Here is an 18,176-nt window from a genome sequence, read left to right as displayed (position 1 = left end):
CGGCTTTATAGGTTATTTATAAATATTCCCCAATTTTCCCAAATATTGCTAGAATTTGCCTACGACCTGCCTACGAGTAAGAAATAGACCAAATTCATGGAAACCACCTTTAAATTCACCCTAGCGACCACTAAAGACCTGAAATGCCTAGAGGGTAGGCAACAGACCCTTTACTGGGATACCAATATACGAGGGCTAGGCTTACGAATCTCCCAAACTGGTAGGCGGTCTTTCTTCTTTGAAAGGCGATTGCACGGCAATACGATTCGCTTCCCCATCGGTGATATTCCCTTCGATAAGGTTCAAGAGCTTGCCTACGACCTTCAGCACAAATTTGCCCTAGGCATCGATCCTCGCCAAGAGAGAGAAGAAAAGGGAATTGCTCAGGCGAAATTAAAAGAACAAACGAAGGCTAAAGAGGATAGAGAACGCCTAACTGTTGCACAGGCATGGGATGACTACATCGAGCACCAAAAGTCTTTAATGCCACTCAAGGGATTAGCTAAGGGTAAGAAGTGGGGCGAGCGTCATCTACAAGATCATCTCGTACTAGCCCAGCAAGGTGGCATACCTCATAAGAAGGGCAAAAAGGTTACGGTTCAAGGAGTGCTTTATCCATTGTTGCAGTTAAAGCTAGCGCAGATCACTCCCCAAGTCTTGAAAGATTGGCTGAATGATGAGCGCAAGACAAGACCAAATAACGCAAGACAAGCATTTGAGAAATTTAGAACCTTTTGGAATTGGTGCTCTAAAGACTTTCGCTATAAAGCCGTGGTTAATGCTCAAGTAGTGGCAGACGATGGCTTGCTTGCAATCATCCCGAGCAAGAACAGTAAGAAGGATGGCGATGTCTTACGAAGAAACAATATTGCCGATTGGTTCAATGCCGTTGGTAAGGGTTCTAACAAGATCATCTCCACTTATCTGCAATGCCTTCTTCTAACAGGCGCAAGGCGGGGCGAGTTGATCGCTTTAAAGTGGTCGGATGTGGACTTCAAGGCTAAGACCGTATGGCTAAAGGATAAGATCAAGACCGAGGGGCGATATATTCCCTTGAACCTTTATATGGAGCAGTTGATCGATTCATTGCCCAGGAGAAATGCTTTTGTCTTCTCAAGCCTAGAAGCTAAAGACGGCTACATTACCGAACCACGGATAGCGCATAACCAAGCCATCGCCTTGGCTGGTATTCCTCACTTATCCATTCATGGATTAAGAAGGTCTTTTGCTTCCTTGTTTATATGGGCAGAACAACCCGATGGAGCAGGGGCACGCATCCAAGGACACGCCCCGCAATCAATTCGAGATAAGCATTACTTAGATATTCCCATTGAGCTATTAGCTAAGTGGCACGATGGCTATGTGAATTGGCTATTAACCGAAGCTGGCATCCCATTGCCAGTTAAAGAAAACAATGGATTAAAGGTGGTGAACCAATAGAACTTGCCTAGCCTGACGGGGCGAAAACCGAGAACCTTTCACTCGACTGGCAAGGTCTTTGAAATGAAAGCGCATTAGAAAGAAATGCAAATGAGTAAAGATGCAGAAAATAAGGCTCTTCGCTTCATAGCTGGAGCAACCATCATAAGTAGGAAGTTGGAAAAGGCTCGTCAGGAGCTTGAGCGGGGTCAGGCTAGAAATGATTTAGACAAAGCCATTGCTAAGGTTGCTTCCTATAACAATGCCAATCCTAAAGAGGGTAAGCCCGACTTTGTTATTGAAGGGCGCATTTATGCAAGAAAGCTAATGGATGAGGGCAATAAAAAACCATATTGCTATACCCAGAATGGCATTGCGAGAGAGGTAGTTAAATATCTAAAGGCTAAGAGCATCAAGACCAAGACGAATAAAGAAGTTACGGAAGGTAATTTTATTCGTGAAGCGTTTGGTTCGGATGGCTGGTGGGCTGAGAATAATGACTGGAAACCACCCAAAAACTAATCGGGGAATCGGGAAACTAAAAAAAGATTATTTCTCCCGATCTAATCCTGCCATCTTAGTCAATTGATATATAGGTTTATCAACACTCGACATATTCTTGTCGGGAAAAATTCCCCTTGTCCTAATGGAATCATCTTAACGATGAGGTGTTTCCATGATTATCGAAGTCGAACAAAATAAAAACGAAGTAGCAATACCTGAAGGCTTAAAGCACACGGCTAATGGCAGAGATATTTTGCCGTTAGACGAAACGGCTCAGGTAACCAATAACGCACCTCAGACGCTAAGAAAGCATATCTGCCTATACGGGCATTTTCATGGAGCGAAGCCACTCAAGATTGGTGGGAGGTGGAATTTCTTTGTGACGGACATCGCGAAGCTGATGGCTAGAAGTTGATAGCCCCCACAAAAGCTGAGAGCCGATTAGCTAGAACTAATCGACCCCCTTTAGACCTTCATCCAGTTGCCACCAAACAAAGATTTGCATATATGAATTCTACCGACTGCCTAAATAATAGGCAACAAATTAAGCCTGTATTTGTATCGGGTTATGGGCAATTCCATACCAACGAAGCAGACCCAGCTAAGCCATCGAAACGGCTCACCCCTTACGAGTTACTCAGCAGACAAGACATCGAAGCGATGGTTGATAACCCAGCCAATGAGCCTAAGTCACTCGCCCAATGGATGATTGCTTCAAGCTTGAAAAGCCGAGTATTTGCCGAGCAAGAAAAGAATGGTTCGTTTCAGGCGATGGTTAATGACTTTGACAATAACCCGACAACCTTAGAGAACTTAGCGAGCATTGTTGCAAGCGAACTTCATTGCAATGTCGAACTCTATACAACCAAGAGCGCAACGCAAGATAGGCAGAAAGCCCGACTAATTATTTTCTTGGCTAAGCCATTGACGGGTGAGCAATATCTGATTTGCCAAGGGCTCATGGTGGACTTATTTAATAAGCATGGGATTGAATCAGACCCAAGAGTTTTAGAAGCGGGACAGCTTTTCTATTTGCCTAACCGTGGTGAGTTTTATAAAAGTATCTCTGTTAGAGATTTAAACGACTTCGATCCGCTAGAGCATTGGGCTTTAGAAATCGATTTAAAGCGAACAGAGCGCATTAAGGCAGAGCAAACAGCCAAAGCCAAGCAAGAGGAAGCAAAGAAGCGTAGAGAAGCGTTACAGGCTTCTAGCGATACCAGTTGTAAGAGCTTGATAGTGCAGTTCAATCGATGCTTTGAAGTTGAGGACATATTACTGGGGGCTGGTTACTCACAGCATGGCAATAACTTTCGACATCCTCATTCTGAATCGGGTTCTTTCTCTGCATCGGTAAAGGGTGGGCGAGTGTATTCACTCAGTCCTAATGACCCACTCTATACGGCTAATGAATCCAATGGTGCTCACGATGCCTTCTCTGCCTTCACTTTGATTTATCACGGTGGTAACACATCGGATGCCCTAAAGGATGCTGGCGATAACTGGCTCAAGGTGGGCGGTGAATCTTTTAACAAGGCTTGCCAAAGATCTTATATACAAGAACGAGAAAACAACGGCTTAGGCATGCTCTCAAACTCTCTCGCCCAGTTTAGCCCATCGATTGATCCAGTAACGGGCGAGCTCATCCCACTTGAAAACACAAACGACCCCTTTTTGGACTTAATGACCATGGAAGTGACTAAAGAAACCGTTGAGAAATTAGACGATGCCAAATTCATTTATAGCAAGCTGATAGTAGCGGGGCACTTTATTGTCTTTTGTGCCAAGGCTAACGGTGGCAAGACCACGATCATGGTTTATGTAAGCGCAGAGTTAGCTAAGTCAGGCTATCGAGTGCTTTATATCAATGCGGATGCTTCGGCATCGGATTTAAAGACCTATGCAGAGCACGCACACGACAACGGCTATACCTTGCTCAATCCTGACTTAACCAACGGATCAGCCGAGAAGGTGATTGCAAGCCTAAAAGGTATGAGCCAACAGCTGGATGCTGACTACTCTAAGACCGTTCTAGTGCTCGATACCTTAAAGAAGTTTGCGGACTTGATGCAAAAGAGTAAGGCAAAAGAGTTCAATAATATTTTGCGGGCTTTGACATCCAAGGGCATGACCATTGTTTGCCTAGCCCATACCAATAAATACAACGATGCCGATGGCAAACCTATCTTTGAAGGCACGGGAGATCTACGGAACGATGTCGATGAGTTGATCTACTTCATTCCCGTTAAGAACGAAGACGGAACGATGACCGTATCAACCGAAGCCGATAAGGTTCGGGCTAAGGTGGACAACATGAGCTTTTCTATCTCAGCAGACGGGGAAGTGTCTGTTCTCGATGGTTATGTCGATACCTTATCCATCGCCCATGAGCAACAGCAATACAAGGAAGACGAAAGCATTATCGAGTTCGTTCAAGAACAAATCAAAACTACTTCTAAGACAGTATCCGAACTTTATCAGCTAGGAAAGGATGACGGCATTACTAGAAGAAGACTGCAAACAGTTCTCAACAGATATGTCGAGGGTAGAAGCAAAAATCCTAAATGGCTAACCTTGAAAGTACCTACTCACGGATGCAGATATGGGCTGATGGCTGACGGCTATTTGAGTGAAATCCTTAAAAAAGTTGGTGGGGGGTGAAAAGTGGAAAGTTGGAAAGTTTCATTTTGGTGCATGGCATTTTCTACCTAACCATCGACCCGTTGAGCCATATAGAAAGGGAACTTCCCAAACTTCCCAAACTTTCCATAGTTTCCATACTTTCCTAACTATCCGTTTGCAGGGTGCACCAAATCATTTTTTGACTTATCTAACTTCCCAAGAATTAAACACACTCGATGGCTAAAGAATTATTTACAAAAAGGAGCAATACATCATGGCAATAACCTATATCCCGATCAATGTCGAAAGGCTGGCACTAGTAGCAATCTACCAAGGCTTAGATAAAGACGGCAAGCCCCAATTTGAGCAAGTCGAAGAACCCATCATTGCATGGCGGGCTGAAGTTGATGGTGAGGAAACTACGATCACCCCCTTAATTGCAGGGTATCAGCGAACAGACTTGGGCACGATCCGAATTGCTATTTACAACTATGACGGCACGATCACTTGGAATGGTCGGCAATTTGAGAATCTTGATAGCTTTATGACTGACTTTAGTGCGCTGGCTTTGTATATGGAAGATAAGTCTAGGGACTAATTTTTTGACAGCTATATCAATAACCCCCAAAATGGATAGGTCTGGAGTGATGCACAGACTTAACCAATACGAGTGCATCGCTATGAGTGAAGACAAAAAACCTAATGATCTGCAAGAGCAGAAAAAAAGCAGAGGAAAGCACCTTTTCCAAAAAGGACAGAGTGGTAATCCTGCTGGCAAGAAGAAGGGTGCGGGAATTCAAGGTGAGCTTAGGAAAAAGCTCAATCAAAACCTACCTGCCATTCTTGATCTATTGATTGAACAGGCTTTAACGGGCGATCTATTAGCCATCAAGTTATTAATGGAAAAGGGCTTCCCCAATAAGAGAGCCGAATCCTATATTGATCTTGATATTCCCGAAGACCTAAGCATTGCCGATAAGGTTGAATACGCTCTTAATGCCGTAACCCGTGGCGAACTATCAACCGAGCTAGCGAGCGACTTAGCTAAGACTGCCGTTCTTTCTAATACATTGAAAGACAACTCAATCGGTGGCACGAAGGTTATTGAACTCAATATGGGCTCATTAGTTGATCCCGACATGACCTTGGAAGTTAAAGAGCCAAAAGAAGAACAAGACAATGGTTAACCCAAGAGTAAATCTGCCTAGCCTTCATCCAGCGCAAAGAAGAATTGCGGATCATCCAGCACGATTTAAAGCAGTTTGCCTAGGTCGCAGGGCTGGAAAATCTGCCCTCATTACCAACCTTGTATGCAAGGGTGCAGTTAATGGAAAGAGCATAGGCGTATTCGTGCCCCAATATCGAATGATTAGTGAGATATGGCAAACCATCGTCTTACTTTTGAATGAGATCAAGATCGAAGCCAATAAGACCGAGGGCATTATTCGATTGCCCGATACAGGTGGGCGAATTAAGTTCTTTAGCCTTGAGAATGAAACAGCAGGGCGGGGCGAGAAGTTTCACGAAATCTATTTAGACGAGATCGCTTTTGCCAAGGACAACTTCGAATTTCAATGGAGTACGGCAATAAGACCAACCCTCACTGATTATGCGGGTAGTGCTATGGCTTGCTCTACGCCTAATGGCATTAGTGATGAGAATTTCTTTAATCGGATTTGCAACGATGCCGATACCTACTGGACAGTCTTTAAAGCCCCCAGTAGTAGCAATCCCTATTTACCTAAAGATGAGCTTGATCTGATTAAAAGGCGCACTTTGCCACTAATCTGGTTGCAGGAATATCAAGCGGAATTCTTAAATATGAATTCAGCGACCTTTTTTCCATTGGAATATTTTCTTGGTGAGGGCGGTATCCCAGAGCTATTGCCTGAAATGTTTGGTGGAATGTTTGCAGTAATTGATACTGCATTAAAGGCTTCGGTGAGCCATGATTCAACAGCAGTCTTATATTGCGCCTATCAACCACCCACGCACTTACAACCCCAAAAAGTATTTATCGTTGATTACGATATTCGACAAATTCATGGGTCACTGTTAATTGATTACTTACCTGAGGTGCAAGCAAGATTAGAAGAATGCATTCGTGAGCACAAAGCGAAATGGGGTAATTTGGGAATTTTTGTCGAAGATAAGGGGAGCGGGACTGTATTGCTGGGGCAATCAATTCGAACTGGAGTAGAAACTAAAGCAATTCCTAGTCATATAACTGCCTTAGGTAAAGATGACCGAGCTATGGCGGCATCTCCTTATGTAGCAGGTGGACAAATCAAAATAAGCCAGTATGCCTATAACAAAATGATTGATAACAAAGGTAGCTACAAGAATCATTTGCTATCTCAAATAATGAATTTTCGTATTGCAGATAAGGCTAGCCATACTAGAAGTGATGACCTTTTGGATACGCTAACTTATGCAGCCATATTGGCTTGTGGAACGGGGGACTATTTCTAATTTGATAGATCTGCTATCTCTTGATCTCCTTATCAACGTATTGCATTAATTCTGACAAGCTCAAGTTAAAAGCTTTGGCTAGTTTTGCAATGGTAGTGATCGAGGGCAATTTTTGATCTAGTTCGATTGAGCTGATGTAAGCCCTAGTTAGCTCTGATTCAAACCCTAGCTCCTCTTGGGTTAACCCCTTGGCAATTCTGAGTTTTCTTATTGCCAGTCCAAATGCACTTGATGCTTCCATTTTTTCCCCAAGTAATGGGGGATTGTTCGGTTTGGGCTAATATAAGTCTTCGCACTATAGTGCGAATTAATTACCACCCTAAAGAAAAAAGATGAATAAAGCCATATCAGCCACTTTTCTATATTTACTACTGAGTGCTATATCTATTGCTGCGCCAATAGATGATGGCTCAGCAGCATACAAATCTGGGAATTACTCTGAAGCCTATAAATTTTTTAAATTGGCAGCAGATCAAGGCAACGCTGGTGCAATGAATAATTTAGCTGCCTTTTACATGAATGGTTTAGGAGTTTCAAGAGATTACTCGCAGGGAATTAAATGGCTCAAGATGGCTGGCGAAAATGGTTTTGTTAGTGCACAAGTAAATTTGGGACAAATCTATTCGAAGGGCGAATATGATCAGAAAAAAGATTACCCTCAGGCGTTGAAGTGGTTCAAGATGGCTGCGGCTCAAGGAGATCCCAGAGGTGAGTTTTTGCTGGGTTTAATGTATTGGGATGGGCTGGGAACTCGAAAGAACCTGGAGGAAGCAAAAAAATTATTGAATGCTGCAGTTAAGCATGGGGAGAAAGATGCCAAAGATGCTTTGATTGAGTTGGAAAGAGAATCTTCTCAAAGAAAAACCAGTAGTTCGTCAGTTGATCCCATAAAGGAAATTCTTTCACCCACAAAAAACCCAGATATCTACCCTTATGAAGCTGTCGTTTCTTGTTTAATCTTTGGCACTACACCATCCATGCCGGAAGCCTGTTTCTCTGATCGCCTTGGCGGAACGCAGCTTGAGGTGAGAAGTGGTCAAGACTATCAGATGTATACCGCTTTTAATTTATTAAGCGCAGGCTCATATACTAATGAAGGCTTAGTCATAAAACTTCACAAAGATTTTGTAATTAATGCTCAAAATGCTGATGAAAACATGATTCTAAATATCAAGATTAGAAATTCGAAAACTGGAGCAATCATTTATCAGAAATCTGCGGGGCAGTATGGCTATATAAGAATTAGAAATTAGTTGATTTTGATAGTAATTGAATCGCATGAAAAAGGTTTGATCATCTAAAGGGGGGGGGTAAGATGTCAATAGATAGTCATATTGGAATTACTTTAAATGCCTAAGCAAGCTATTAACTGGGATAAAGTGCCCGATGAGTTTGTTGTATTCGATCTAGAAACTACGGGGCTATTGCCGAGTAATTCAACCATTCTTGAAATTGGCGCAATCCGTTTTTCTAAGGTCGATTACCTAAAAACTGGGCAGGTAGATACATTTCAGGTTTTTGTAAAACAGGACGAGCCAATTCCTGCTGAAATTACAAAAATTACATCAATTACTGACAGCATGGTTGCAAATGGTGACCCCTTAGATGTTGCACTTAAAGATTTTTTTAAGTTCGTTGATGGTAGAAACCTAATTGCCTATAACGCAGAGTTTGACGAGAAGTTCATTCGCACTTGCTCCAGACGAGCTAAAGTTGAATTGCCTAGCTGGTTCAGAACAGAATGCGCTCTAGAGTTGGCAAGGAAAAAGCTTAGAGGTGTTCAAAACTACAAACTAGTAACTATCGCTAAAGCCTTTGGGATCGATACCAATGGGGCGCATAGATCATTAAACGACTGTCTTATGACGATGCATGTTTATGTTAATTGTTTGCATGTTGAGAAAACCATTACTCACGGCAAGAAGTATTCAAAGACATCATCACAAAAAAACGAAATGCCCTTCGAGTTAGAGCCGATATATAAAATTTATTCATTTATTGCTGATTGGATTGGAAAGAATAGGATAGCTTCAATCATTATTTTGATTGTGCTAGTTAATGTTATTTCTCGCATCCATCTTTAAGGCGGTGAGTTATGATTAGGTTATTCAAGTTTAGAATTGACTTTAATAATTAAGGCAGACATGGAAACCAAGCCAAGCACAATTGTCAAGAATTACTACGGAGATTCTGAAAAAGCACCTGAAGAATTTGAAGCTCATGCTGTTGTAATGGCGAAAGAGGGTTATTACCCCATCTCGACATCGTGGGCAGACGGCTCTTATAGTCCACTGAATTTTTTTGTGGCTCTTATGCTATGTCTTATTGTTATTGGTGGGATAGCACTTCTCTTTATGCTTCTCGTTAAGCCTGCTGGCACGCTTACAGTAATTTATGAATATCGCCCTAAGTCGATTCAATAAAAATGTCGGATGTCCAATTCTTCTCTAAGGTAAGCACACAACGGCTAACCAGCCTAGACGAAGACCATAAGGCAGAGCAAAAGCAAATCCTAGAAGATCAAGCGCATTGGGCTAAATACGGCACTAATCGCCCAAGAAGGGGATCACCTAGCAAGACCGAACTCATGGAGCAATTAAGCCGTGAACGATTCCCTGAGGATGACTTTTGATGCTTTTAAATAAATACGGAAAGGTCGCTTACAAAGACTTGCCCGCCAAACTTCAAGAAACTTACAACTTTCAAAAGGCTTCAGCCATTCTTGCTGATTATGGCTTCATTACCAACCTATTGAAATATGACTGGCTTGGTGCTGACTTTTTAGCACAGCACAAGGATGGCGATTGGCTGAAGGTGCAGTTAAAAGGTAGGCTGACCACTAGCCCCGAGTACGAAGGCAAAGATCTTTACATTATGTTTGAGGATAAAGAAGCGGGCGAGTGGTATCTATACCCCCATGACGAATTAACCGCTTTTTATCGTGAGAACTTCTCTGATAAATCATTTAGCCAAAATGGTCACTCAAGGGGAAGACCCTCTAAACCTCAAAGGGAGTGGCTTGAAAAGTATCGAATTGCCAATGACGGATCTACAAAAGAAGACTAAGCCATCGTTAGAGAGCCTATTAGCCACTAGCCAAGTGGTGACTGGTAAGCAGGTGATCGAGATGCAAAAGGCTAAAGCCAAACAGCTAGAGGAGTTTGCTCAGGCGATGGAGTTTGAGATGAGAAATAAGATGTCGGGTAAGTTGAAATGAACTTCTACACTTACGCACATAAAAAACCTGACAGCTCAATTTTTTATATTGGACAAGGTTCTGCAAAATATGATCGTGCCCACAGCACCAAAGGTCGAAATAAGTATTGGCACAATGTAGTCAATAAATATGGCTATGAGGTTGAAATACTTGCTTACTGGAATACTTCCGAAGAAGCAAAGAAGCATGAAGTTGAACTTATTTCATATTTCAAAGGGCTAGGTGTAAATTTAGTAAATATGACTGAGGGTGGCGAGGGAACAGTTGGATTTTTCCCCTCAGAGGAAACTCGCAAAAAATTAAGCGAAATTCAAAAGAAACTTCAAAATTCTCCCGAAAGAAAGGCATTTACTAGCAGACTACATACTGGTCGTAAGCGCCCTGAAGAAACAAAGCAAAAGATGAGCCAAGCCATGAGGGGGAACATAAATGGTGAAGGCGGTAGGGGCAGATCTTTCTCGGATGACCATATAGCTAATTTGAGTTCTTCTCACAAAGGTTATGTGATGCCCGAAGAGCAAAAAGCCAAGATTAGGGAATCAACAAAAAAGGCTAGAGCGGGCATAAAAACGCTAGGAATGACTGGAAGAAAGCATTCTCCTGAAACATTGGAAAAAATGAGATTGTCTGCAAAGGCTAGGGAAGCTAAAAAGAAGGAATTAGGCGGGTGATATTCCCACAAAATGCCTACGATACGCCTACGAGGGCTTAGAAAAGTAAAAAGACTTTCAAGCCGATTGACCTGAAAGCCTTATATATACTGGTTGCGGGGGCAGGATTTGAACCTACGACCTTCGGGTTATGAGCCCGACGAGCTGCCAGACTGCTCCACCCCGCGTCTGAAGCTTAAATTCTAACATTTTTTGGGGGTCTCTGTCGAGGTATTCCTGTAAATAACGCATAAATGAGCAGTTTTATTAAGGAAAATCTAGATTTGATGGGCATCGTTAAGGAGTAACATATCGCCACGCATTAAGTTGAACATTTGGCCTATAAAAGGATGATTCATGTCAGTTAGCAATCCCGAATTTTCGCACTCAGAGATATTGCGTCCGGTTGAAATCCAGGGTCAAGATCATCATCAAAAGGGCGGCCTAGCGACATTAGCGCTGGGCGCAATTGGTATTGTCTTTGGCGATATTGGCACTAGTCCACTTTATGCTTTAAAGGTTTGCTTTGATCCACAAAATGGCATTCCGATGACCACTGAATCTATATTTGGCGTCATTTCTATGATTTTTTGGTCATTCATTTTGGTGGTATCGCTCAAGTATCTATTGTTTGTCATGCGAGCAAATAACCATGGTGAAGGCGGCATTCTTTCTTTGATGGCGCTTGCTTTGCGCACTGCTAAAACGAAATCTAAGCGATCCATCGTTATTATGGTTGTGGGGGTTTTGGGTGCTTGTCTATTTTATGGCGATGCTGTTATTACTCCTGCTATTTCAGTGCTCTCTGCCATCGAGGGCACTACAGTTGTGTCTGATAGCTTTATCCCGTACGTTATTCCAATTACGATTGGAATTTTGTTGTGCTTATTTTTGTTTGAGAAAAAAGGTACTTCAGTAGTTGGTGCACTCTTTGGGCCTGTCATGTTGGTGTGGTTTGGATCTTTAGCTTTAATGGGCTTCAACCAAATTCAAGATGCACCGCAAATTATTGGTGCTTTGAATCCTATTCACGCCCTTCAATTTATGACTCAGGATGCGGGCATCGCATTTGCAGTGACAGGCTCCATCTTTTTGGTTCTTACTGGTGCCGAAGCTTTGTATGCAGATATGGGGCATTTTGGAATACGTCCGATTAAATACGCCTGGTTTTTATTGGTAATGCCTTGTTTATTGATTAATTATTTTGGGCAAGGAGCAATGCTCCTGGCTCATCCAGAAACGGTCTCAAACCCCTTCTTTTTGATGGTGCCTGAATCATATACATTTGCTTTAGTGGTATTGGCTACCCTGGCAACGGTAATCGCTTCTCAGGCTTGTATCTCCGGTGCTTACTCAATGACTAGCGAAGCTATTTTGCTCGGCTTTTTGCCCCGCATGAAAATCGCATTTACTTCGGCCAAGGAAAAAGGGCAGATCTATGTTCCTTTTATCAATTGGGTTCTTTGCTTTGTTGTGATTGGAATTGTTTTAGCTTTCAAGAAGTCTGAAAATTTAGCTAATGCATACGGCGTTGCTGTTTCAACCACAATGCTCTTAACAACTTTGTTGGCTGCAGTGGTGATGAAGGCTTTATGGAAGTGGAATTCTATTCTTGTAGCCATCATCATTAGCTGCTTCTTAGTTATTGATGTCGGCTTCTTTACCGCAAACCTGGTCAAGTTATTTGAAGGTGGTTGGTTCCCAGTAGTGATTGCTTCGATTTGCTTCTTGCTAATGATGACTTGGTACCAAGGTCGTCAAATTGTTCGCGAACGTGTTTTGAATGACGGAATTCGGCTAGATACTTTTATCACTTCTTTATTGCTAAACCCACCGCACAGAGTAGAAGGTACTGCTATCTTTCTCACTGCCCATGTAGATTACTTGCCTGTTTCTTTTTTGCATAACCTTAAACATAACCATATACTTCATGATCGTGTCTTTTTCTTAAAGTGCAGTATCTGGGATGTGCCCTATGTGAGTGATGAGCAAAGACTTACTTTAAAAGAGCTTGGTCCCAATATTTATGTGGTGCGCGCAGTTTATGGATTCAAAGAGACTCCTGATACCAATCAAATTTTGGCTTTGCTTGAGAGTCAGTTTGATCTGAAATTTGATTTAATGAACACCTCATTCTTTCTCTCAAGGGATACTATTGTTCCCACTACATTGCCAGGTATGGCAATCTGGCGTGAACGTCTATTTGCTTGGATGTATCAAAATGCTGGACGTCAGTCGGACTTCTTTAAGATTCCTGCAAATCGCTTGGTTGAGTTGGGTGCAAAGGTCGAGATTTGAGAAAGAGTCTTTTGCTCCAATCAAAAATATTTATTTCAATATTTTTATTGGCTACTGCATTCAGTGGTGTTGTGCTTGCTACTCCAGCAGAAGAGGCAGAGCTCGAGCAATTGGACAAGATTGAACAAGAGTTGGAGCTTCAGCGTGAATGGTCTAAGTACCGCTGGGGTAAAGCATCTGCCGAGTGTTATCAGAAGTACTGGGTCAACTCTTGTTTAAGGGATGCGCGTGCAGATTATCGTAAGGAAATCGATCCCATTCGTGAGCAAGAAGTTGCTTTACATGAAGCACAACGAAAGCTTCGTGAAAGCATCAAAAACCAAGATGATATTAAGCGTGCTACTGAAAGGGCATCACCCGAAAAAGCGGCTGAGCGAGATGCCAATCAACGTGATTTTGAGCAGAAACAAAAAGATGCTGCAGCAAGAGCGGCGGATCTAGAGCAGCGTCGTAAAGATGCTCCTAAGCGAGCTCAAGAAAATAAAGCGGGCACTCAGCTCGATTAATTTTTTCCAATTTAATTTTTATTTAATTAGGTAATCCTTGGCTAAAGTCAAATCGATTTATATCTGTCAGTCTTGTGGCGGTACCTCTGCTAAGTGGCAGGGCCAATGTCCATCTTGTCAGGCCTGGAATACTTTGGAAGAAGGCTTGCCTGAGACAAGCCAAAATGCTCGTTTTCAGGGCTTGGCACAATCATTGCCAAGACAAAAGCTATCCGCTATCAGCGCTGAAGATCTGCCAAGATTTAGTACGGGTGTTGAGGAGTTTGATCGCGTGCTGGGTGGCGGCTTGGTTCCAGGCGGTGTAGTCCTCTTGGGCGGTGATCCGGGTATTGGTAAATCTACTTTGCTGCTGCAAGCATTGGCAGAAATGAGTTCGGCTGGTATGAACGTGCTCTATAGCAGCGGTGAAGAATCCGCTGCGCAGATTGCCTTACGTGCAAAACGCATTGCATTGGATGCGCCGCAACTTGAAGTGTTAGCAGAGATTCAGTTGGAAAAACTCATTTCCATTATGGACACCGTTAAGCCACAAGTATTGGTGGTGGACTCTATTCAGACTTTATATTCAGAAGTATTGAGTTCTGCTCCTGGCTCTGTAGCCCAAGTGCGAGAGTGCGCAGCCCAGTTAACACGGGCTGCTAAATCGAGTGGCATATGTATATTGATGGTGGGTCACGTAACAAAAGATGGTCACCTTGCTGGCCCTCGGGTTCTTGAACACATTGTGGATACCGTCTTATATTTCGAAGGTGATACTCACTCTTCTTTCCGCTTAGTGCGCTCTATTAAGAATCGTTTTGGCGCAGTGAATGAATTGGGCGTCTTTGCGATGACCGAAAAAGGTCTGCGTGGCGTTACCAACCCATCAGCTATCTTTTTGTCGCAACATGAGCAAATGGTTCCAGGTGCCTGCGTTCTGGTTACGCAAGAAGGTAGTAGACCTCTGTTGGTAGAGATTCAGGCTTTGGTAGATACAGCGCATGTTCCTAATCCCCGCCGCTTAGCAGTTGGCTTAGAACAAGCTCGGCTAGCAATGCTTTTAGCGGTGCTACATCGTCATGCTGGTGTTGCTTGTTTTGATCAAGATGTTTTCTTGAATGCGGTTGGTGGCGTCAAGATTTCTGAACCTGCTGCTGACTTGGCTGTATTGTTAGCAATTCAATCATCGATTCGTAATCGGGCCCTACCAAAAGAGCTGATTGTCTTTGGTGAGGTTGGCTTGGCTGGAGAAATTCGTCCTTGTCCTCGTGGTCAGGAGCGTTTGAAGGAGGCTGCAAAGCTTGGCTTCACGATAGCGATCATTCCTAAAGCGAATATGCCGAAGACCAAGATTCCAGGATTAAAGGTGATCCCCGTAGAGCGCATTGACCAAGCAATTGCCGCTGCTGCAGAGTTAAGTTAACTTTTCTTCGCTTAACGCAAATCTTCTGCCTGAATTAGTAAGACTTGTTCTTCCCCAGCAGAGACTTCTATCCAGATTGCCGAAATTTGCGGGAAAGCTTTTTTGAAATTCTCATACTCATTACCAATCTCAATCAGAATGGCTCCGCGCTCAGATAAGTAATCCGGCGCTAAATCAATAATGCGCCTAATTAAATCCATGCCATCATCTCCGCCAGCCAAAGCCAGCTTAGGTTCGGCGTGATACTCAGCAGGAAGTGCATCCATTGAGGCAGCATTGACATAGGGCGGATTGCAAATAATCAGATCAAAGAGGTTATCTTCATTGGGCTCTGGCAAAGCATCCCAGAGGTCTCCATCCAATAACTCTATTTGAGAACTTAGGCCGTGACGATCAACGTTACGAGCCGCTATGGAGAGTGCAGACATGCTGATATCACAGGCACTCACATGAATATCTGGGCATGACAGAGCCAATAGGATTGCCAGTGAGCCATTACCCGTGCAAAGATCAAGCGCTTTGCCATCGGCAGGCAACCAAGGCTCTAGCGAGCCATCAACAATGAGTTCTGCAATCCAAGAGCGCGGAACAATACTTTGTTCACTGCTGAAAAAAGGTACGCCCATGAGCCAAGCTTCACCCAAGATATAAGCAAGTGGCTTGCGTGTAGAAATTCTGGTGTCAGCGATAGCGGATGCTTTTTGCTGTTTCTCTTCGGTGATTGCATCATCCAAGTGATCGAGCGCTTCTGCTGGGCTAAGGTCAAGTTGTTTGCTGACAATCCACAAGGCTTCACTTTGTGCATCGATTGCCCCATGGCCGTAATGCAACTTTGCTGCTTCAAGTTTTTGTGCAATCTGATCGATGCACTGATTTACTGTAAGGTGTTGCTGAGACTCAGGGTCCATGATGGAGAATTTTTTAGGGAAAAGGGCGCGTGACGAAACTGTACTTAAGCAATTAATTGCTCGAGAGTCTTGCGGTAGATATTTTTAAGAGGCACCACATCATCAACAATGACGCATTCATCGATTTTGTGGCTAGTTGCATTGAGGGGGCCAAATTCGACAACCTCGTTACAAATCTTAGCAATAAAACGTCCATCACTGGTGCCGCCAGTGGTGGATAGTTCTGTATCAATATTGGTTTCTGCTTTGATGGCCTTGCGTAATGCTCCAGCCAAATCGCCATCACCAGTAATGAATGGACTGCCGCCTAATACCCAATTAATCTCAAATTCAAGACCTGCGTCTTTCAGAATCTTTTCTAGACGCTCACGCAATTGTTCTGGCTTACTCTCTGTGGAAAAGCGAAAATTAAAGTCGATAACCAGCTCACCCGGAATGACGTTATTTGCACCTGTACCCGCATGCACATTGGAGATCTGAAAACTAGTAGGCTGGAAATATTCATTGCCTTTATCCCACTCAGTTTCTACCAATGCAGAAATTGCTGGTGCGGATAGATGAATGGGATTCTTACCGAGGTGAGGGTAGGCAATGTGCGCCTGAATACCCTTTACTTTAAGCTTGCCTGATAAGGAACCACGGCGACCATTTTTAATCATGTCACCAAGTTGATCAACTGAAGTTGGTTCACCAATCACACAATAGTCCAAGCGCTGGCCCTGTTTTTGCAAGCGATCACACATGATGACTGTGCCATCGTTAGCGGGACCCTCTTCATCACTAGTGATTAAGAATGCAATAGAGCCTTCGTGATCTGGGTGTGCTGTAACAAATTCTTCTGTAGCAACAACAAAACCTGCGAGAGAAGTTTTCATATCCGCTGCGCCACGCCCATAGAGCATGCCGTCACGGATAGTTGGGGTAAAGGGATTGTTTGTCCACTTCTCTAATGGGCCTGTAGGCACTACGTCGGTATGGCCTGCAAACACCAAGACTTTGCCTTGATCGCCAGCCTTACCTTTTTTAATTGCCCACAAGTTGGTGACCTGAAAACTTTCAGGACCACTCACCATGCTCTCAGTATGAAAACCAATTGCTTGCAATCGCTTGGCAATTAAATCTTGGCAGCCACCATCAGCCGGCGTTACGGAATGGCAGGAGATGAGAGCTTGTGTAAGCTCAAGTGTGGCGCTCATGGCTTTAACTTAGTCGCGAAGTAATTCGTTGATGGCGGTCTTTGCTCTAGTTTGAGCATCAACTTTCTTAACGATGATTGCTGCATAAAGGCTGTACTTGCCACATGCAGAAGGAAGGGAGCCTGGAACAACTACTGAGCCAGCTGGAACACGACCATAGTGCACTTCACCAGTTTCGCGGTCATAGATCTTGGTGCTTTGACCGATGTAGACGCCCATAGATAAAACAGCGTTTTCTTCGATAACGACGCCTTCGACTACCTCGGAGCGGGCTCCGATAAAGCAGTTATCTTCAATAATGACTGGGCCTGCTTGAATTGGCTCCAAAACACCGCCAATACCAACACCACCGGAAAGATGTACATTTTTGCCAATTTGGGCGCAAGAACCTACGGTAGCCCAGGTATCAACCATTGTGCCTTCGCCTACATAAGCGCCAATATTGACGTAAGAAGGCATTAAAACGGCGTTTTTACCGATAAATGAGCCACGGCGGGCTACGGCAGGGGGAACTACGCGGAAACCACCGGCAGCAAAGTCGGCTGCTGTGTAGTTTTCAAACTTACTAGGAACCTTATCGTAGAACTGGGTAAATCCCCCGGCGCTCACAGGTTTATTGTCTTCTAGGCGGAAAGAGAGCAAAACAGCTTTCTTAACCCATTGGTTTACCTCCCACTTGCCAACATCGCGGCGCTCGGCCACGCGAATAGTGCCGGCATTAAGGCCTTCTAAAACGGCATTTACGGCATTACGGACATCCCCAGGGGCGCTATCTGGAGACAGGTTTGCGCGGTTTTCCCAGGCTTGTTCAATGATGTTTTGTGGTGATTGGCTCATGCTTTTTAGTTAACTATCAGATTGTTAAGGGATTTTGCCCCTGGAGGTAGATTCATCATTATATAGATGGGCCAAAAACGCGTCCAAGCAGGCAAGAGCTTGCTATCATCTTCCCACTTTAGCTTTAATTTTTACCCCTTTATTT

At 43.6% G+C, this 18,176-nt stretch carries 21 protein-coding genes and 1 tRNA gene; 17 read left to right on the top strand and 5 right to left on the bottom strand.

Annotated features, from left to right (window positions below; all coding sequences use genetic code 11):
- Window positions 1-96: 96 nt before the first annotated feature.
- The 7 genes from ICN36_RS03270 (at window position 97) to ICN36_RS03240 (ending at window position 7,017) form a co-directional block, all read left to right on the top strand.
- Window positions 97-1,440, top strand: coding sequence for a tyrosine-type recombinase/integrase (locus ICN36_RS03270; RefSeq protein WP_216226985.1), 1,344 nt, complete (start codon window positions 97-99; stop codon window positions 1,438-1,440).
- A 90-nt stretch (window positions 1,441-1,530) separates the two neighbouring features.
- A complete protein-coding gene (locus ICN36_RS03265; protein WP_216226984.1) occupies window positions 1,531-1,941 on the top strand; it encodes a hypothetical protein in 411 nt (136 codons plus the stop codon).
- A gap of 154 nt (window positions 1,942-2,095) precedes the next feature.
- A complete protein-coding gene (locus tag ICN36_RS03260) occupies window positions 2,096-2,338 on the top strand; it encodes a hypothetical protein (protein ID WP_216226983.1) in 243 nt (80 codons plus the stop codon).
- 92 nt (window positions 2,339-2,430) lie between these two features.
- Window positions 2,431-4,584 carry an ATP-binding protein gene (locus ICN36_RS03255; protein ID WP_216226982.1) on the top strand — a complete coding sequence of 718 codons (2,154 nt, stop codon included), beginning with the start codon at window positions 2,431-2,433 and terminating at the stop codon, window positions 4,582-4,584.
- Window positions 4,585-4,819: 235 nt separating this feature from the next.
- Window positions 4,820-5,143 carry a hypothetical protein gene (locus ICN36_RS03250; RefSeq protein WP_216226981.1) on the top strand — a complete coding sequence of 108 codons (324 nt, stop codon included), beginning with the start codon at window positions 4,820-4,822 and terminating at the stop codon, window positions 5,141-5,143.
- An 82-nt stretch (window positions 5,144-5,225) separates the two neighbouring features.
- The gene (locus ICN36_RS03245; RefSeq protein WP_216226980.1) at window positions 5,226-5,732 is read left to right on the top strand and encodes a DUF5681 domain-containing protein; all 507 of its coding nucleotides are present in this window, start codon (window positions 5,226-5,228) and stop codon (window positions 5,730-5,732) included.
- Entirely contained in the window at window positions 5,725-7,017 is a 1,293-nt protein-coding gene (locus ICN36_RS03240; protein WP_216226979.1) for a terminase large subunit domain-containing protein, read from the top strand. The genes ICN36_RS03245 and ICN36_RS03240 overlap by 8 nt, the downstream gene beginning before the upstream one ends.
- A 13-nt stretch (window positions 7,018-7,030) precedes the next feature.
- On the opposite strand, the gene ICN36_RS12110 is transcribed toward ICN36_RS03240, so the two are convergent.
- Window positions 7,031-7,258: a helix-turn-helix transcriptional regulator gene (locus ICN36_RS12110; RefSeq protein ID WP_216226978.1), complete on the bottom strand. Its 228-nt coding sequence runs from the start codon at window positions 7,256-7,258 to the stop codon at window positions 7,031-7,033.
- Between the two features lie 91 nt (window positions 7,259-7,349).
- Between ICN36_RS12110 and ICN36_RS03230 the strand changes: the two genes are divergently transcribed.
- The 7 genes from ICN36_RS03230 (at window position 7,350) to ICN36_RS03200 (ending at window position 10,905) form a co-directional block, all read left to right on the top strand.
- A complete protein-coding gene (locus ICN36_RS03230; RefSeq protein ID WP_216226977.1) occupies window positions 7,350-8,270 on the top strand; it encodes a tetratricopeptide repeat protein in 921 nt (306 codons plus the stop codon).
- Between the two features lie 96 nt (window positions 8,271-8,366).
- A complete protein-coding gene (locus ICN36_RS03225; RefSeq protein ID WP_216226976.1) occupies window positions 8,367-9,101 on the top strand; it encodes a PolC-type DNA polymerase III in 735 nt (244 codons plus the stop codon).
- Between the two features lie 60 nt (window positions 9,102-9,161).
- Window positions 9,162-9,440, top strand: coding sequence for a hypothetical protein (locus ICN36_RS03220; protein ID WP_216226975.1), 279 nt, complete (start codon window positions 9,162-9,164; stop codon window positions 9,438-9,440).
- Between the two features lie 2 nt (window positions 9,441-9,442).
- Complete coding sequence (locus tag ICN36_RS03215; protein WP_216226974.1) at window positions 9,443-9,649, top strand: hypothetical protein; 207 nt, start codon at window positions 9,443-9,445, stop codon at window positions 9,647-9,649.
- On the top strand, window positions 9,649-10,083 hold the full coding sequence (locus tag ICN36_RS03210) for a hypothetical protein (protein WP_216226973.1): 435 nt from the start codon (window positions 9,649-9,651) through the stop codon (window positions 10,081-10,083). The genes ICN36_RS03215 and ICN36_RS03210 overlap by 1 nt, the downstream gene beginning before the upstream one ends.
- Window positions 10,058-10,234 (top strand): hypothetical protein, encoded by a 177-nt coding sequence (locus ICN36_RS03205; protein WP_216226972.1) that lies wholly within the window; start codon window positions 10,058-10,060, stop codon window positions 10,232-10,234. Before ICN36_RS03210 ends, ICN36_RS03205 begins: the two co-directional genes overlap by 26 nt.
- Window positions 10,231-10,905: an NUMOD3 domain-containing DNA-binding protein gene (locus tag ICN36_RS03200; protein WP_216226971.1), complete on the top strand. Its 675-nt coding sequence runs from the start codon at window positions 10,231-10,233 to the stop codon at window positions 10,903-10,905. Before ICN36_RS03205 ends, ICN36_RS03200 begins: the two co-directional genes overlap by 4 nt.
- 90 nt (window positions 10,906-10,995) lie before the next feature.
- Here ICN36_RS03200 and ICN36_RS03195 read toward each other — a convergent pair.
- A tRNA-Met gene (locus ICN36_RS03195) sits at window positions 10,996-11,072 on the bottom strand.
- 169 nt (window positions 11,073-11,241) lie between these two features.
- On the opposite strand from ICN36_RS03195, the gene ICN36_RS03190 reads away from it, so the two are divergent.
- From ICN36_RS03190 to radA, 3 genes are read left to right on the top strand one after another with little or no spacing between them, the layout of a single operon-like run.
- Window positions 11,242-13,182, top strand: a complete 1,941-nt coding sequence (locus ICN36_RS03190; RefSeq protein ID WP_216226970.1) for a potassium transporter Kup — start codon at window positions 11,242-11,244, stop codon at window positions 13,180-13,182.
- 11 nt (window positions 13,183-13,193) lie between these two features.
- Window positions 13,194-13,688, top strand: coding sequence for a hypothetical protein (locus ICN36_RS03185; protein WP_255531218.1), 495 nt, complete (start codon window positions 13,194-13,196; stop codon window positions 13,686-13,688).
- Between the two features lie 37 nt (window positions 13,689-13,725).
- Window positions 13,726-15,090 (top strand): DNA repair protein RadA, encoded by a 1,365-nt coding sequence (gene radA / locus ICN36_RS03180; RefSeq protein ID WP_216226968.1) that lies wholly within the window; start codon window positions 13,726-13,728, stop codon window positions 15,088-15,090.
- An 11-nt stretch (window positions 15,091-15,101) separates the two neighbouring features.
- On the opposite strand, the gene prmB is transcribed toward radA, so the two are convergent.
- The 3 genes from prmB to dapD are packed head-to-tail and all read right to left on the bottom strand — an operon-like array spanning window position 15,102 to window position 18,031.
- Window positions 15,102-15,998, bottom strand: coding sequence for a 50S ribosomal protein L3 N(5)-glutamine methyltransferase (gene prmB / locus ICN36_RS03175; protein ID WP_216226967.1), 897 nt, complete (start codon window positions 15,996-15,998; stop codon window positions 15,102-15,104).
- A 44-nt stretch (window positions 15,999-16,042) separates the two neighbouring features.
- Complete coding sequence (gene dapE, locus ICN36_RS03170; protein WP_216226966.1) at window positions 16,043-17,194, bottom strand: succinyl-diaminopimelate desuccinylase; 1,152 nt, start codon at window positions 17,192-17,194, stop codon at window positions 16,043-16,045.
- Window positions 17,195-17,203: 9 nt separating this feature from the next.
- Window positions 17,204-18,031 carry a 2,3,4,5-tetrahydropyridine-2,6-dicarboxylate N-succinyltransferase gene (dapD, locus tag ICN36_RS03165; RefSeq protein ID WP_216226965.1) on the bottom strand — a complete coding sequence of 276 codons (828 nt, stop codon included), beginning with the start codon at window positions 18,029-18,031 and terminating at the stop codon, window positions 17,204-17,206.
- Between the last annotated feature and the right edge of the window lie 145 nt (window positions 18,032-18,176).

Origin of the sequence: Polynucleobacter sp. UK-Gri1-W3 (genome assembly GCF_018881595.1) — a bacterium.
In the GTDB taxonomy this organism is placed as follows: domain Bacteria; phylum Pseudomonadota; class Gammaproteobacteria; order Burkholderiales; family Burkholderiaceae; genus Polynucleobacter.
The sequence above is the reverse complement of the archived record's forward strand: the minus strand, read 5'-3'. Positions and strand labels throughout refer to the sequence as shown.

What these genes read in the sequence shown, in the direction of transcription:
- ICN36_RS03270 (WP_216226985.1), top strand. Translation starts at nt 97, where the DNA reads ATGGAAACCACCTTTAAATTCACCCTAGCGACCACTAAAGACCTGAAA.
- prmB (WP_216226967.1), bottom strand. Translation starts at nt 15,998, where the DNA reads ATGGACCCTGAGTCTCAGCAACACCTTACAGTAAATCAGTGCATCGAT.
- ICN36_RS03205 (WP_216226972.1), top strand. Translation starts at nt 10,058, where the DNA reads ATGACGGATCTACAAAAGAAGACTAAGCCATCGTTAGAGAGCCTATTA.
- ICN36_RS03225 (WP_216226976.1), top strand. Translation starts at nt 8,367, where the DNA reads ATGCCTAAGCAAGCTATTAACTGGGATAAAGTGCCCGATGAGTTTGTT.
- ICN36_RS03260 (WP_216226983.1), top strand. Translation starts at nt 2,096, where the DNA reads ATGATTATCGAAGTCGAACAAAATAAAAACGAAGTAGCAATACCTGAA.
- ICN36_RS03240 (WP_216226979.1), top strand. Translation starts at nt 5,725, where the DNA reads ATGGTTAACCCAAGAGTAAATCTGCCTAGCCTTCATCCAGCGCAAAGA.
- dapE (WP_216226966.1), bottom strand. Translation starts at nt 17,194, where the DNA reads ATGAGCGCCACACTTGAGCTTACACAAGCTCTCATCTCCTGCCATTCC.
- ICN36_RS03250 (WP_216226981.1), top strand. Translation starts at nt 4,820, where the DNA reads ATGGCAATAACCTATATCCCGATCAATGTCGAAAGGCTGGCACTAGTA.
- ICN36_RS03265 (WP_216226984.1), top strand. Translation starts at nt 1,531, where the DNA reads ATGAGTAAAGATGCAGAAAATAAGGCTCTTCGCTTCATAGCTGGAGCA.
- ICN36_RS03190 (WP_216226970.1), top strand. Translation starts at nt 11,242, where the DNA reads ATGTCAGTTAGCAATCCCGAATTTTCGCACTCAGAGATATTGCGTCCG.
- ICN36_RS03215 (WP_216226974.1), top strand. Translation starts at nt 9,443, where the DNA reads ATGTCGGATGTCCAATTCTTCTCTAAGGTAAGCACACAACGGCTAACC.
- dapD (WP_216226965.1), bottom strand. Translation starts at nt 18,031, where the DNA reads ATGAGCCAATCACCACAAAACATCATTGAACAAGCCTGGGAAAACCGC.
- ICN36_RS03255 (WP_216226982.1), top strand. Translation starts at nt 2,431, where the DNA reads ATGAATTCTACCGACTGCCTAAATAATAGGCAACAAATTAAGCCTGTA.
- ICN36_RS03245 (WP_216226980.1), top strand. Translation starts at nt 5,226, where the DNA reads ATGAGTGAAGACAAAAAACCTAATGATCTGCAAGAGCAGAAAAAAAGC.
- ICN36_RS03200 (WP_216226971.1), top strand. Translation starts at nt 10,231, where the DNA reads ATGAACTTCTACACTTACGCACATAAAAAACCTGACAGCTCAATTTTT.
- ICN36_RS12110 (WP_216226978.1), bottom strand. Translation starts at nt 7,258, where the DNA reads ATGGAAGCATCAAGTGCATTTGGACTGGCAATAAGAAAACTCAGAATT.
- ICN36_RS03220 (WP_216226975.1), top strand. Translation starts at nt 9,162, where the DNA reads ATGGAAACCAAGCCAAGCACAATTGTCAAGAATTACTACGGAGATTCT.
- ICN36_RS03230 (WP_216226977.1), top strand. Translation starts at nt 7,350, where the DNA reads ATGAATAAAGCCATATCAGCCACTTTTCTATATTTACTACTGAGTGCT.
- ICN36_RS03210 (WP_216226973.1), top strand. Translation starts at nt 9,649, where the DNA reads ATGCTTTTAAATAAATACGGAAAGGTCGCTTACAAAGACTTGCCCGCC.